Annotated in this window: 13 protein-coding genes; 1 reads left to right on the top strand and 12 read right to left on the bottom strand. The window is 46.0% G+C overall.

Annotation, left to right across the window (positions count from 1 at the left end; genetic code table 11):
• Window position 1: 1 nt before the first annotated feature.
• Together NDI44_RS14705 and NDI44_RS14700 are read right to left on the bottom strand one after the other, a co-directional pair.
• Window positions 2–3718: a response regulator gene (locus NDI44_RS14705; RefSeq protein ID WP_242033248.1), complete on the bottom strand. Its 3717-nt coding sequence runs from the start codon at window positions 3716–3718 to the stop codon at window positions 2–4.
• A complete protein-coding gene (locus NDI44_RS14700; protein WP_190412211.1) occupies window positions 3703–4503 on the bottom strand; it encodes an alpha/beta hydrolase in 801 nt (266 codons plus the stop codon). The genes NDI44_RS14705 and NDI44_RS14700 overlap by 16 nt, the downstream gene beginning before the upstream one ends.
• A gap of 563 nt (window positions 4504–5066) precedes the next feature.
• Between NDI44_RS14700 and NDI44_RS14695 the strand changes: the two genes are divergently transcribed.
• On the top strand, window positions 5067–5765 hold the full coding sequence (locus NDI44_RS14695; protein ID WP_190412210.1) for a hypothetical protein: 699 nt from the start codon (window positions 5067–5069) through the stop codon (window positions 5763–5765).
• Between the two features lie 58 nt (window positions 5766–5823).
• Here NDI44_RS14695 and NDI44_RS14690 read toward each other — a convergent pair whose 3' ends face one another.
• The 10 genes from NDI44_RS14690 to NDI44_RS14645 form a co-directional block, all read right to left on the bottom strand.
• Window positions 5824–6756 carry an IS982 family transposase gene (locus NDI44_RS14690; protein WP_199304815.1) on the bottom strand — a complete coding sequence of 311 codons (933 nt, stop codon included), beginning with the start codon at window positions 6754–6756 and terminating at the stop codon, window positions 5824–5826.
• Window positions 6757–6818: 62 nt separating this feature from the next.
• Complete coding sequence (locus NDI44_RS14685) at window positions 6819–7091, bottom strand: hypothetical protein (protein WP_199302994.1); 273 nt, start codon at window positions 7089–7091, stop codon at window positions 6819–6821.
• Window positions 7092–7190: 99 nt separating this feature from the next.
• On the bottom strand, window positions 7191–7628 hold the full coding sequence (locus NDI44_RS14680; RefSeq protein WP_199304813.1) for a glycosyltransferase family A protein: 438 nt from the start codon (window positions 7626–7628) through the stop codon (window positions 7191–7193).
• Window positions 7629–7676: 48 nt separating this feature from the next.
• Window positions 7677–9020, bottom strand: coding sequence for a glycosyltransferase family 87 protein (locus tag NDI44_RS14675; protein WP_339380635.1), 1344 nt, complete (start codon window positions 9018–9020; stop codon window positions 7677–7679).
• A 164-nt stretch (window positions 9021–9184) separates the two neighbouring features.
• Complete coding sequence (locus NDI44_RS14670) at window positions 9185–9910, bottom strand: SDR family oxidoreductase (protein ID WP_190412208.1); 726 nt, start codon at window positions 9908–9910, stop codon at window positions 9185–9187.
• A 31-nt stretch (window positions 9911–9941) separates the two neighbouring features.
• Complete coding sequence (locus NDI44_RS14665; RefSeq protein ID WP_190412288.1) at window positions 9942–11219, bottom strand: DUF4910 domain-containing protein; 1278 nt, start codon at window positions 11217–11219, stop codon at window positions 9942–9944.
• Window positions 11220–11532: 313 nt separating this feature from the next.
• On the bottom strand, window positions 11533–12474 hold the full coding sequence (locus NDI44_RS14660) for a hypothetical protein (RefSeq protein WP_190412207.1): 942 nt from the start codon (window positions 12472–12474) through the stop codon (window positions 11533–11535).
• A 104-nt stretch (window positions 12475–12578) separates the two neighbouring features.
• Complete coding sequence (gene rfbC, locus NDI44_RS14655) at window positions 12579–13127, bottom strand: dTDP-4-dehydrorhamnose 3,5-epimerase (RefSeq protein WP_190412206.1); 549 nt, start codon at window positions 13125–13127, stop codon at window positions 12579–12581.
• On the bottom strand, window positions 13124–14365 hold the full coding sequence (locus NDI44_RS14650) for a class I SAM-dependent methyltransferase (RefSeq protein WP_190412205.1): 1242 nt from the start codon (window positions 14363–14365) through the stop codon (window positions 13124–13126). The genes rfbC and NDI44_RS14650 overlap by 4 nt, the downstream gene beginning before the upstream one ends.
• Window positions 14352–15401 carry an SDR family oxidoreductase gene (locus NDI44_RS14645; RefSeq protein WP_190412204.1) on the bottom strand — a complete coding sequence of 350 codons (1050 nt, stop codon included), beginning with the start codon at window positions 15399–15401 and terminating at the stop codon, window positions 14352–14354. Before NDI44_RS14645 ends, NDI44_RS14650 begins: the two co-directional genes overlap by 14 nt.
• Window positions 15402–15406: the final 5 nt, after the last annotated feature.

Genomic DNA, 15406 nt, shown 5'->3' with positions numbered 1-15406 from the left:
GCTAATTTGGCTGGCGTTGAGAGTGCAAATCCGCCTTAACTTGTTCATACTCAGCTTCAAGCTGCGGCAATTTGTCTAATGCATTTTGAATATTTCCAGTCCGAGCCATGATTTCTAACTCTTTACAGAGTTGGGCGAGGGTTGTGGCACCTAGGGTGGCACTGCTTGACTTGAGGGTGTGAGCGGTGCGTTGCAACTGGGGTGCATTTGCTTGGGCAACTGCGATCGCGATCGCTTCTAAGAGTTTTGGCGCATCGTCGAGGTAGCAATCGATCATCTCTCCTAAAATCGCCTCGGCATCTTCACCGACCATTTTGCGAAATGATTGCAACACTTTGGCATCAATAGAAGTGCTGAGGACAGAGGGCTGAGGACTGAGTTGGGGAGTCGGAAGGGAGGGGTGAGGGGGTGACGGGATGACGGGGGGAATTCTCCCACTGTCGATAGAAGGACTGAGGACAGAGGACTGAGGACTGAGTTGGGGAGTCGGAAGAGAGGGGTGAGGGGGTGACGGGATGACGGGGGGAATTCTTCTACTGTCTATTTCTGCCTCAGTCTGCACTAAACTGTCTATTTCTGCCTCAGTCTGGACTAAGGCGCGATCGCTCTTGGCTTCGCTAACGTGCTGCTTCGCTAACAATCCTGGTTTCTCAGCCTCGCTTAAAGGCTGACACTTGCTCAAAGCTTGGATGAGTTCCTCGGTTCGGATCGGTTTGCTTAGGTAGTCATCCATGCCTGCCTTGAGACATTCTTCTCGATCTCCTTGCATCGCATTCGCTGTCATGGCAATGATGCGGGGACGAGAAGCAGGCAACCATTCCCCAATGATGCGGCGAGTCGCTGTCAATCCATCCATTTCTGGCATCTGCACATCCATCAGTACCACGTCATAGGATTGGCGATGTAGAGCTTCTAGCACTTCTAATCCATTACTGGCAATATCTGCTCGATAGCCCATCTGTGATAGTAAATACAAGGCTACCTTTTGATTCACAATATTGTCTTCTGCTAACAGAATCCGCAGGGGAAATTGTACCCCTCGTTGGGGATTGATTGCCGGTAGATTTGGGCGCGAGGGTTTCACCGGGATCGGCTGTTCGCCCAAGATATGGCTCAAGACATTATAGAGATGGGATTGTTTAACGGGTTTGGTGAGGAATGCCGCGAAATCGACGGCTTGGACATCATGACTCCTTTCTGGCCTGTCGATGGAGGTCAACACAATTAAGGGTAATTTTTCATAGTTAGGCAGCTGACGGATTTTAGCCGCTAAAGTCAGACCATCCATGTGTGGCATTTGCATATCCAGAATGGCGATATCAAACGGTTCCCCTAAGTTCAACCAGTCGAGGGCTTCAAAACCAGATTCAGCCGCCCAAGTCAGCATTCCCCAAGATTGGGCTTGTAGCGTCAATATTTGGCGATTTGTAGCGTTATCATCCACGATTAGGAGCCGCTTTTCATCTAACTGAGGTTGAGGATTTTGAGAAGCGATCGCAGAGACATTGGGAGCTGATGCCGCAACAATGGTGAAATAAAAAGTAGAGCCTACGTCTGGATGAGGGCTGTTAGCGACCGAGAGCGTAGCAGGGGATGTAGGCCCTAGCGGTTTTGCCGCAACGCTTTCGCCTTCTTGAAGGGGAGAATGAAATTCAGGGTTGCTCTTTGCACCCGGAGCTTTTTTTATTGTAGGTTGCCAGTTAGAAGGAGGATTTCCCGCGATCGCTCCCATACTCTCGACCCACATCTGACCGCCCATCATTTCGCTCAGATGATTGCTAATCGCGAGTCCCAACCCGGTTCCCCCATACTGGCGAGTTGTGGAAGCATCGACTTGACTGAAAGATTTGAACAGGCGGTCTATCCGGTTGGCGGGAATCCCAATGCCGGTGTCTTTAACCGCAAATTGGATTTGGTAATCGGGCAATGCGTGGGTTGGCTCGTGACTGATTTCCGATTCTTCCTGAGCGATCGCCTCGTTTGCACTGACCGATACAATTACCTCTCCAGTTTGAGTAAACTTGACCGCATTACTAAGCAAATTTACTAAAATTTGGCGCAACCGGCTGGCATCTCCCACAATCGAGAGTGGGGTTCCTGGATGAATTAAATATGCTAATTCCAGATTTTTTTCGGCTGCTTTGAAAGCTAATAAATCGAGGGCTTCTTCAACACAAACTCGCAAATTAAAAGAATGCTTTTCTAATTCCAGCTTGCCTGACTCAATTTTAGAAAGGTCAAGAATGTCGTTGATTAGCGTTAGCAATGCATCGCCACTGCTTTGGGTGGTTTCCACAAAATCTCGCTGCTGAGGAGTTAACTCAGTGTTGAGTAGCAGTCCCGTCATGCCGATAATTGCATTCATCGGGGTGCGGATTTCGTGGCTCATATTGGCGAGGAATTGGCTCTTAATGCGAGTCGCTGCTTCAGCCGCTGCTTTTGCCTTTTCCAGTTCCAAATTCGCCTGGGATAACTCCTGAGTACGCTCGACGAGTGCCAGTTGCGCGAAATATCGCTCGGTAATATCATCGAATATCCAGAGGCGACCGGGCACGTCGTGTACCCGCGTCGCCGTGCTAGAGATACTCAGGGTTTTTGGCGTGTCGCCTTTGAACACCCAGATCCAATTGCGAATGACTGCTTGAGGTTGGGAAAAAAACTTTGCTGCCTGCGCCACGATTTCCTGTTGATTATCAGCGCTCGTGCGTAGCAATGCCATCGCCTGAGCTAGCACGGGGGGTTCTACAGCTCCTGGGGTGAGTCCCAGTTGCTCGGCAGCGGCTTGATTGATCCACCCTTGCTCCCCACTTTCATCTACAAATACCACTCCCTGATGGATTGTCTCTAACATGGCACCGAAGCGGGCTTGTAGATTCTCCAGCCGCAAGGTGGTATCGCTGAACTGTAGAAGGGTGCGTAACTCGCCAAGTAGCGACTCAATAAATTGGCGCAGACGTGGGGAGATGTTGGTCTGGCGATGCCAGATCAGCAAAATTGCACCGCTATGGGGCGCTGATAAAGTCGTGCCCCTACCGGGATACTGAAATGGAAGGATGGCGAGGGATTGAGTCCCTTTAGCGACCAAGACATGAGAAGCACCGGGAGTAGCAGGGTAGTTTGGATAGTAGAGACAGCGATTTTGAGCGATCGCTTTCTCAAACAAGGTGGGCGTTGTCAGTTGATCTGGCAGCGCCTGCTGGGGAATACACACCAAGGCTTCAGCGGTGACATCATCAAGTTGGCGTAGCGCGATCGCTGCGTCGGCACAAACAAACTCCCGCAGTAAGATCAGGGCTTGCCGGATCGGTATATCGGGAGAATTTCTGGTATCGGTATTAGTAAGAGTACTCAGCACCGATTGGGACGCCAACCGCCACTCGATTCCCCGCAGAAAAGAGCCTACAAATGTTCCGAACACAGCCACACTGCCCAGCTCAAGTGACTGGCGGGTTAGCCGCCAATCGCCATGTAGCAGTCCCAACAACAGAATACAAAGCCCTGCGGCGGGTGCGACTTGCACCGCTGGTAGGGGCAGTAGCGTGCATATTGTCAAGATGACTGGGGCGACCATCTGCATAGGCTTCCATCCATCCAGCACGCCCAGTCCTACGAAAAAGAGGGTTAGCCAGATTAGGACGGCTCTAAAGGTCGGTAGTCGGTCAGGAGGACAAAGCAGCAACCGCGATCGAAGTAGATTTAAGTTTAAGCGGCGATACATTGGGCAATTGCACTCGTTACCACGTCGGGAGCGCTGATATGCGGTAAGTGTCCTCTAGCAGCGATATTCATCAGCTTACCTTGAGGAATTTTATCTGCCATGTACTGACCAACTTCAGGCGGTACCGCAATATCATCGCTTGCCTGTAAAATCACAGTCGGTACATTCAATCGTGGTAAATCATCTCGGTGGTCAGACTGGAAAATCACTTTAGCGACCGCTTGCGCGATATCTGGACGGATAGCGGCTAGCGTATTAGCAAACTCCGCTGCCAATTCAGGTTTATCCTGAGTAGCCATTGCGATCGGCGCAAAACCGCTAGCCCAAGCATAGTAGTTGGTTGACATGGCTGCATAGAGTGTATCTAAGTCAGACTGCTCGAAGCCACCAACATATCCGTCATCGTTGAGATAACGGGGGGACGCATCCAGAAAGATCAGTTGGCTGAAGCAATCAGGCTCGACTAATGCTGCCAGTAAACTAACCATCCCACTGACCGAGTGCCCCACCAAGATGCTCTTGGTTAACTTTAACTCGGCACATAAATCCAGCAAATCCTCAGCATAGCTGTATAAGCTGCTGTAGCGGCGCGGACTATAGGCAGAAAAATCTGACTTACCTCCCCCTACATGGTCGAACAGCACAATGCGAAAATTAGGCGCGAAGGCTGCTACCTGATGTCGCCAAGCCGTCTGATCCGAGCCAAAACCGTGGGCAAAGATGATTGTCTGGCTGCCATCACCCAGCATCTGGACATTATTACGCTGCATGATGCTCGTTGCCATAGATAGTTACTCCTTCTCTTTATTACCTTAATCCAAGACAAAAACTGTACCGAAACCAAACTGAAAGACTTACCTCATTGAGGTTATATTTTAGCGTTCCCTAAAAGCTCAGACATATAACAGCAGTCATAGGAGAAGCTGTCAATTACTACACCGACTTTCTTAACGTGGTTCCCAAGCCGGAGCTAAAGACAATAACCTAACGATCCTTTAAATATTTTAGGTTGAAGCATACTAAGCCTAATGTAAAAATAAACAGTAACGATAAAACGAACATAACTTAAGCTGACCCAATGACTAGATTACAGAATTTCGCTTGATTGTCTCCCCAACCCTTTGTGGCTCCAACTCTTTTTAGCTGCTCAAGCTATCTATTCGTCTGCTGTATTCCTTGAAGTACAGAAAGCTTCAGTCCGGAGATAAATTAAAGAGATTAGGCGGTTCTCTAGACTTGTTCGCTCAAAATTATTTGTACTCAAATACATAAAAATGTACAATAAATTAAGAATTTAAGTTTATTGCATTTTTCCAGTATAAAATTAATAGAACAAGCTTGAATAAAAATGCGTAATTTAAAAATAAAAAAAATCTGGCAAGACATCAAAAAGCAAATCCTAGAAGACCGCTCCGTTCTTGTTCTTAATGGTCTAGTGCTGTTACTGTTTCTGGGAATGACAGTCTATGTCAAAATGGCAGGCACCTACTACGGTTCAGACTACTATGCCAGAGTTAATTTCATAAAACTTCTATTTGCTGAACCTTTTCGTAAAGACATCCCTTACCTGGCTCTTTTCACTCACTTTTCAGAAATCCTCTGGTGCATCTCTTTAACGATCTGTATATTTAGCTTTACCTTACTAAAAAGAATTCGTCATAGTCACAAAGGCGATCCCTTTATCCTCTTCTCTGCGATCGCGCTGACTATTTTTCTATTGGATGATATATTTCGGCTCACTTTGACGCTGGATTTATTAGTGGGTATCCCAAAGGTGATTATGTATTCCCTATACGGTCTTGGTTTAGTGAGCTATATCGTTGCATTTTGGCGCAGAATATTATCAACACCCTATATTCTGTTGCTAGTCGGTTTTAGTTTATTTATAATCTCAGGTATGGCAGACTTATTGCCTATTAAGGGTGAAGGAACTCCAGTTATTTTAGAAGATGGAAGCAAAATATTAGGATTAGTGAATATTATTCTCTATTTTTGGGACGTCTGCGAAAAAGAAGTGATGCGATCGCGCAACCTATCAAATGAATAAATTGCTTTATAACTATTTTTCCTTGCAAGGCTTATTTATAATTTACGCTTAATGTGAATTATGAGGAACAAGCACCAGCTTGACGAAAAGTTAACACATCAATGGCAAAGCGCCGTTTGAGTAACAATCGTAAGGTATGACTTGCCAATTTAGCGGCAATGTGAACACAAAAGCCAGCAATGGTTTTGTTCAAGAGGCGTTCCGGATTGCGCCCGGTATTTTGAATTTCATGAAATACCCCTTCAATGCGTTGGCGGACTCGGCAGATGAAACGATTCAGGCAAGTGGGATGCTGCTGTTTCTGATTCTGGCGTTGTAGAGTCCATACTTGATTGCCCGTGTGCTGGTACAGTTGATGCTGCCAATCGGCATCGATAAAGCCTTTATCGCCGTAGATGGTGCAACCGCGAATCGAGTCAAATAAAGACTCAACAGCAACCCGTTCATCGGTGTTGGCAGGAACCAAATCGTAGGCAATTGGGATGCCATTCCAGGTAGTGAGCAAGGTCAATTTGTACCCAAAGTAGTACATTTGCCGTGCTGCACAATAGCCAGGAGCCGCATTGCCGGAAAAGTCACTTCTGGTTTTGTCACGCTTGAGTCCCAAGACAGGCAGTGGCTTGGTGTCTATCAACAGGTGAGTTTCACCCACTCCGCCCAACTCCACCACCCAACTGCGTCGCAACTGTTCTAGCATCCCATCAAGTTGTCTTAAGCGGCGGTTAAACTGGCTCTGGTCTAACAGATGGGGAAACCAACTGGCGTAATTGGCACGGATGAAACCGAGGAATTGCGTTTCTCCCGGAAATGGCAAATAGTCCATCAACAAGGCTAGGGTCAGCATCTCGCTGTCACTAAACCGAGGACGCACACCCGGATGAGCCATCTGAAGTGGTGCAATCTGCCGTTGATACCAATCGTCAACTAATACGAAAACGACAATCATCAAGTTAGGAAAGTCTATGCTAGTCATCGGAGAGATGAGTTTCATCGGTGGTACTTTGATTCTCAATCTCTCCCGTTCCTTTGTCTAATTCACATTAGACGTAATTTCTAATTCAGTTTATACAAGCCAAATTCGCTACGAATTGATTTCGTTATAAATCGATAATTGAAGGCTTCTCTTATCCGAGATCGGAGGCTTAACGTGATTCCCGCCTTAGCACCAAATAAAGTGTCGAAACCTGTTGGATAGAGATTTTCTCCATTTCCAATAATATAAACAGCACCTTCAAAAGGCAATTGCTTGAGTCTTACTCCTTTCTTGAGTTCAATTGATTTATGAGAATCAATATGGATAAGGAAAGCTAGATTGGCATCTTCCACCTTTTCAGGCAAATCATACAAATCATAGCGGACAATCCGGCCGCTTCCACACGATCTATTGAAGGCATATTTTTTGTAATATATGAGTTGGCTATCCTCCTAACATACATAGCCCTTATCTACAAACCATCCATTAGATTGTGGATGCTGATTGACAAATTCTGCCAAATGCTTACTTACACAGTCATCGGCATCAACGGTCATTATATAAGATGGCTTTAGCTGTTGAGCATAGATAAATCCCGTCAGAACCTTTCGCAACTTGTCCAGACGCTTAAATGTCAAATCTGGATCTTTACATTTCTCCAAAGCCGCAGCTTTTAAAGTTGGATTTGGCGGTGGTAAATCTACTTCAATGTATGTGATCTGAGGATGATTAAAGTCAATATGTGGATTTTTATGACAAACAACAATCACCCTAAAATCTGGTGAAGTTTGATTGCAGATTGACTTGATACATCTTTCAAATAACTTAAGAACGCGCTCCCAAGAATTTGAAGATTGCTGACTTTTGAGCGGTATAACAAAAAGAATCATACTGAAACCTTAAGAATTAATGCCATAAAGCATGGTCACAAAGCAGGGTTACAGAGAACCAAGACTACTTTGAGATTGCTGAAAGCGTTTTGAATTCTGCCGTCGAGCAGCCAATAAGACTCCCAGTAGTAAGATGCCGCCGAAGAAGTAATGAGAGATAAATACCCTGGATACTAAAAAACTAAGAAATTGAGCATTTGCTGGTTTGAAGTAAGCCAGAGTATAGGTAACAGGCAACGATATCAATAAAATGCCTAATATTATTAGGCTAGACCAAAGCCGTTTATTAGGGACTGCTAGTTTTTTACCTAGATAGAGAGATAAAGGTAGTAGTAACAATAGATAGTAGTGAGTCCAAGAGATAGGACTTGTAAGCAGTGCTAAACAAAGGACAACAGAAAGCTCTAAATTTTCTTCTTCTAATGTGACAGGTTTTTTTGAGCGCCAGCAAATCCAAATAGTCGCACCAAACAGCAGTGAGAGCAATGCGTACCGCACCAGTTTGAACCCCAATCCTACCTCTAGAGGCAGCCACTTGGTAAGACCCCCATCAGTTAGCAAACGAGCTAAGAAGCTATCGAGTGACTGACTGTTGTAGGCGGCGATTGGCTTTCCAGCGTAAGGCTGAATGCACATCTCAAACCAAGTCTGATGTAAATCGACTCCGAACAAAAGGATTGATGCTCCGACAATTGCCAGTAGCGCTGCACTAAACCCCGCCACTACTCGCCATCGACTTCTCATTACAAAGTAAACACCAAAAAGGAACAAGGGAATTTTAATCAAAGCAGCGATCGCTAAGAGCGCACCCGTCCAAATTTCGCGTTTAGCCTGGATGCAAAAAAAAGCTGCGATTAGCAACAACAAGACAAAATGAGTCGAATTTCCTTCTCGCAAATTGTAATAAAGAGGACCATTGATCGCAAATAGTCCGAGTAGGGCGATTTTTTGTTTTTCGGTTGTTAGTTCGCCTAGCTTGATTAGTAAATAGTAAGTGAAGAGAATCGCAATGCCACTTAAAAACATCAGCAAAATGTGGGCATTTTGCTTACTTAACAATGAAAAAGGAGTAAATAAATAGGCAATTATTGGAATATTTACAAAAGTCCCAGCCGGACAATCAGGTTGTCCTAAGCAATTTTTATCTGGTAGGTATAAATCTGGGGGATTTTCTAGTACAAGACGACCCGCTGGGTAATAAGCTTTGTCAAAGTCAGCAAATAAATTTTGTGCAGGTGGATTAGAAATATTCCATAAAAATAGCATCATAAGTAAGACAGGGAATCCATAGCCTAACCATAAATTCCATCGCTTTTTTAAGTATTTATCAGCAAGGCTATTTAGCCCAACTGCCCCTAAGATTAAAAGAATGAAAATCAAGTAATTTTTCATAGAAAACCTGATTTAACTCCTATAAATGCTATAAAAAGTTCTGAAGATAAGGTCAGACAAATGATATCTCAGCTCGTGAAAACATAAAGTTGAGGATTATGACGCCTATTAAGCCTTTGGTTATTACCCAAATGTGTCTTTGATTCTATGAACCTGAAGGAAATTTAAGCTTTTCTCAAAGGTCGAATGTTGATGTCAGTTACTTCGGCGGTGCGGGGCAAACTGAGGGCATTGAGTACCACGGCGGCTACATCTTCTGGTTGCAGAAGTCGTTCTGGATGATATTCTCTACCTTCTATCTCTTGAACCGATGCTTGCATGGGACTAGCAGTGCGTCCGGGGTAGATGCTGAGAACGCGCACGCCATCTGCGTTGACTTCTTCTCGCAGGCTGTCAGCGATCGCTTTCAGTGCGTGCTTGGTTGCAGCATATTGTCCCACACCGCCTCTAGCATTCAAACCCACGGTCGAGTTGATGAACGCGATCTGACCCTGACGAAGTGCGATCGCACTGAGCAAAGCTTGTGTCAGCGCATAAGGAGCGCGAACATTGACGCGGTACTGCCAGTCAAAGTCTTCCAGAGAGGCGGTTTTCATGTGTCCTAAAGTGATGACACCAGCACTATGAACGAGCAGATCAATCTCTCCTACATCTTGCTCAAGACGAGTTTTTAGCTGCTGAATGTCTTCGTCTAGTGTCAGATCAACTTGATACAGCAGAACTTTGGATGCAGTTGCTTTAGCAGTTTCGGCAACTGCCTCTAGCGCTTCTAAATTACGTCCCACCAGGCAAAGCGTGACTCGTTGCTCTGCCAAACCGAGAGCGATCGCTTTGCCAATTCCGCTACTCGCTCCCGTTACAACTGCAATTTGGTCTTTTAAGGCTGACATTCAATTTTGGATGCAAGGATTTAGATTAATCTCAGCCGACGGCTGCTGATTTCAAACACTCTTTCAATAAATCATGTTCTAGTAAAGCATCTGCTGCTCTTTTAATCTCATCAAATGCTAAACCCGACCTGTCTGCTATGTCTAGCAAGGTATGATTGCCATCGGCTAAATTCAAAACCCACAAAATTGCCATTTCATTCAGTGCCCCCTCTTTCTGCCCGCCAATTCCTTTATATAGACCCCTTTTTCCCAGTCTCGGCTCGCATTTAGGATTTTGATTTAAGTAAGTCCCATTGCCTTCCAAAACGTGGAAAATTGACAAACATTTAGAGAAGGAGTCAGCCAGATATTGCGGTTGCACAAAATCTAGATTATCTGCCGATGTGTGGTATTCGGGAAACTCACCGTGCTGCGATCGCATAAAACAACCCACAGCCAGATTGAACCCCGGCGAACAATACTGCCGCTCATCGTAGCCATAGGGGAAGAAATCTATAATCTCATGCTCTTGCCCCGAATGCTTTAAAACGTGAAGGCTGGCTCTATCGATTTGGGCATCACCTTGGCGGCTTCTCTTATAAGTAACTTTGCCTGGATCTCCCACACATGTTAGTACCAATCCGTGTTTAATTTTTTGGGCTTGGGCTTCATTTAAACACAGCCAAGTAATGGAACCAATCGTTCCCGGAATAAATAGAAATCGGTAAGAGTATCTCAGAGAAATCGAGCTGAGATGTTTTGCTAAATAGGCACTTAGAGCGATGCCCGATAGATTATCGTCACACAGAGATGGATGACAAGCATGGCAGGAGATTAAAACTTCGTCTGGGCTTTCTCCCTTGATGTAATACTCGCCATAAGTCAGGCTTCCTGGTTCTAAAGATGAATCAATGCAGACTTCATACTCTTCATCTTTTAGTTCTAAAAATTGCTTGTGGCTCAAACAAAAACCCCAAGTTTCTTTATAATAAGAAGTCCGATAAGGAATCCACTCAGGAGTGTCTGGTAGGGTAAACAGGTGTTCTTTCAGTTCCTGGAAGGGCATTTTTTTCCGAACCGGCACGCTGTAATTGACAACGTGCAAGTTGGATTTTTGGAAGTCTACAACTCGCTCACCTTGGGAATTTTTGATGTAGGCATCTTTAATATTCCACTCCTTCGGAACCGTCCAGTCGAACACTTCCGTTCCCGTCGGAACCTCGTGAATTTCTAAAGGAATGAGTTCTTGAATAATCTTGAGAGTTTCTCGAAAGCCATTTCCTGTAATACTGCGGCAAATCGGATATAGCTTTGAGATCACCTGGTACATCTCGTTGCCAATATCATCAGGGTTAAGAACTCTCTTTAGATCGGTGAGGTTCACAGCTTTAAGCCTCTTTTGCAAAAAATCAAGGGCAACTCGAACGTCCTTAATACTAGCTTCAGCATCCGTAAAGTTAGCACTGATTTTAGCGACCTTTACAGGATTGTTAGTTGCTGCATCAGATGGCAATACATCTGAGTCGGTCATTTCAGCTCTCGGAGATCCCCCCAATTGCCTTTTAACAAGGGATTGGGGGAGATCCTAAACCGAAGAGGGCATCATCTGGATCTGGAAGTGTTCGCTGAATGCTCGTTAACTTCTAACGAACAGAGTTTAGGACTTCCGCCGGAGGTTGGAACACAAGCCCCTCCTCACTGGGTGGTGGCTCGTTCTCGTAGAGCGCAATGATGTCATCAGGAATGCGAGCGAGATCGCTACCCCGCATGAGTTCTCTGAGCGTAGTGCCCTGAGGCGCGGAGTCGAGATTCGGTGCGCCGTCCTTAGCGATAACATCGTCGAGGTGTACGGTTCTGAAGTCGATGCTAAAGCGCGTACGTCCGGAGGTGTTGGGCACTGTCCAATGCAGCTGTGCGCCAGAGAAGAGGATGATTCCGCCTGGTTTGGTAACGACTCGGATCTGCGGATCGAGATCGACGTGTTCTAATGGGCGGGGCTGCTTCCGGGTATCTTTCTTGATGTGCTGGGCGGCGTTTTTCCGCCCTTCCCGGTTCCACTCATAGTGGTTGTACTCGCTAGAGCCATTTTTTACTGGCTGGCTCCAGTAGCGGGGCTGAAATGCCATCGAACTCTCGGATTCATAGTCGTAGATGGGAAGCCACCAGTTCATCTGGCAGAGGGGAGCAGCGTACCAGGTGTCACGATGCGGGTGCAGCGGATAAGCAACCCCTGCGTTGAGGTAGGTGCCATCACACACAACCCTCATGCGCGGAACGTCGAAATAGGTTTTGTTCATTTCGCAGCCAAGATCCTCTAGCAGTTCCCGAATCAGCTGCTTTGACTTGGGGTGATGGATAAATCTGGGCTTGAGCGGAGCGACAATCTCCACAAACTTTTCGACGGGGAGGCTAAATTGTGCTTCTCGTGGATCTAGAGAACCAAACGCTTCTTGGGTAAGTTCGCGAGCTAATTCGCACAGCGCGATCGCACTTGGACGGGGTGAGAAGACGAAAATCTGTCCGTTGAAAAGATGTTTTCGCCTCACCTCATCGTTAACATCAGAATCGAAAAAGATTGTGTTCACTTTGCTATTTCCTTAAGGGTTGTAGCGCTCCATTCACTCTACATTATCCAAACATTGAGCGGGTAGTTCTGTATCGAACAACTCGCTCAATAGTTAGAAAAAAATTATGCCCCGACAAGAACATAAGAGCTGAACAAAGGCCAGGATAAATCTTTTTCGGAAATTTCACTGACGGGTAAGGGCCATTCAATCCCCAGGATGGGGTCGTCATAGTGCAGCCCGCGCTCATACCCTGGTGTATAAAACTCGCTCATCTGATATACCACTTCGGCGTCATCGGTTAGGGTTTGGAAACCGTGGGCAAACATTTCAGGAATATACAGGGCACGTCGGTTTTCAGCGGTTAGTTCGATGCCAACATGACACAAATACGTGGGCGATTCTGGACGCATATCGACGATTGCATCGTATATGGCACCACGGGTACAGCGAACTAATTTTGTTTCGCTGGCGGGGGCTGCTTGATAATGCATACCCCGCAACGTCCCTTTTTTGTAGTTCACGGATAGGTTGCATTGGGCAACGTTTGGCTTTAATCCACGATCTGCAAATTCATTGGCACAAAAAGTCCGAGCAAATAATCCTCGATTATCTTCTCGTTGCTCTATGTCAATAATAAAGGCACCCTTGAGTTTGGTTTCGGTGAATATCATAGGTAAACTTGCACTTCTGGAATTGGGACTACAAATTTGCCTCCCCACTCTCGAATAAATGCCATCTGCTGCATAATTTCCTCTTTGAGGTTCCAAGGCAAAATTAGCAGGTAGTCAGGCTGTTTTTCGCGGATTTCGTCGGGGTTGAGGACGGGGATATGAGTGCCGGGTAGAAAGGTTCCTTGCTTGTGAGGGCTGCGATCTACCGTAAAATCAACAAAGTCTGTGCGAACTCCACAATAATTTAGGAGGGTATTGCCTTTGGCTGGGGCACCATACCCTGCGATCGCTTTCCCCTGTTGTTTCGCTTCAATCAAAAAAGTCAGTAGCTTGCGCTTGGTTTCTTTGACTTTTTCTCCAAAGGTCAGATAGGTGTCTATCTTATCTAAGCCTGCCTGAGTTTCCTTGGATTTTAATTGATTGACGCGAGCGCTCATGGCTGGCTCAGCCGCATTGTCATGCTTGCCGTAAATTCGCAGCGAACCGCCGTGAGTCGGGATTTCTTCGACATCAAATAAGGTCAAACCGTGAGCGGCAAAGATTTTTTCGACGGTTAAGAAGGAGAAGTAGGAAAAATGCTCATGATAAATTGTGTCAAACTGATTTTGCTGCATCAGCTGTAACAAATGGGGAAATTCCATTGTCAAGATGCCATCTGGCTTCAAGGCTATCTTCATTCCCGCTACAAAATCATTCACATCCGGAACGTGGGCGAGGACGTTGTTGCCCAACAACAGATTGGCTTGCTTCCCCTCTGCTGCCAGTTCCTTAGCTGTTTCCACCCCAAAGAACTTGACTAAGCTGGGAATTCCTTTTTCCTCTGCGACTTTTGCTACATTTGCCGCTGGTTCGATTCCTAAAACCGGGATTCCCTTTTCATGGAAATACTGCAACAGGTAGCCGTCATTACTAGCAATTTCAATGACTTGATGATTTTTGTCAAACCCAAACCTTTCTACCATCAAGTCCGTGTAAGCTTTGGCATGACGCAACCAACTGTCTGAGTAAGAAGAAAAGTAAGCGTAGTCTCCATCCCCAAAGATATGATCGGGAGATTCAAACTCTTCTAGCTGCACCAAAAGGCAACTTTCGCAAACATAGGCATGAAGTGGGTAGCTTTTTTCTGCCCGACGCAGCTGTTCTGGTGTTAGGTAGTCATTGGCAATGGGTGACATCCCTAGATCGGCAAAGGTATGCTCAAGGGATTTGCTGCAAAAACGACACTTAGCGATCGCCATGATTTAATAACTCCTTACTCCAGAAAAAATCTCGATCAATTTGTTGAGTGCGAATCAGGTACTCTAGCTGCTTCAAGCGAGTGAACCCTCTGAACAAGAAGATGTCTTCAGTCAGATCAATCTGCTTGAACAAATCGAATAACTGCTGGGCACCCCGTCGGGCATCCCATTCACACTTAAATCCCGGTAGGGTTTTGTTAATCTTCTCGAAAGAAACTCGATAGCTGCGGTTGTCCGAGCCATTTTCTCCAAAGGTTAACTGGCATCCTTGGAAGACTGAGGCAATAATTTCCGCAATTTCTTTAACTCGATAGTTATGAGCGGTGTCCCCGACGTTAAAAATTTGGTTGTGAACAATGTCACGGGGCGCTTCTAGGGTGCAGATAATTGCCTTACAGATATCAAGGGCGTGAACCAACGGACGCCAGGGAGTTCCGTCGCTGGTCATTTTGATTTCTTTCGTTGTCCAAGCTAAGCCCGCCAAGTTGTTTAAAACAATATCAAAACGCATTCTGGGGGATGCCCCAAAAGCGGTGGCATTTCGCAGAAAGGTCGGAGAAAAATTGTCATCGGCGAGTGGTTTGACATCTCTTTCTACGAAGGTTTTACATTCTGCATAAGCAGTTTGGGGATTGACGGGAGATTCTTCAGTCACATCATCTTTTGTGGCGACGCCGTAGACGCTGCAAGAAGACATATAAACGAAGCGCCGCACCCCCGCTGCCTTCGCTAGATTGGCAAGGCGAACTGAACCTTTATGGTTAATGTCGTAGGTGATATTGGGTGAGAGTTGTCCGGCGGGGTCGTTGGAAAGTTCTGCCATGTGAACGATTGCCTCGACACCCTCTAAGTCTTCTGGTGTGATGTGCCGCAAATCTTTGTTGAGAGTTTTGGCAGTTAAATCGGTGGCGTTATACAGCCAACCTACTTTGTAGAAGCCGGTGTCTACCCCAATCACTTCGTGTCCGCGTTTCATCAAAAGGGGCGCGAGTAACGAGCCGAGATAGCCTTCTGTTCCTGTTACTAATACTTTCATTCGTT

Origin of the sequence: Trichocoleus sp. DQ-A3, assembly GCF_039961975.1 — a bacterium.
Taxonomy (GTDB): domain Bacteria; phylum Cyanobacteriota; class Cyanobacteriia; order Cyanobacteriales; family FACHB-T130; genus FACHB-T130.
Note: the sequence above shows the minus strand (reverse complement) of the source record. Positions and strands in the feature narration are given on the sequence as shown.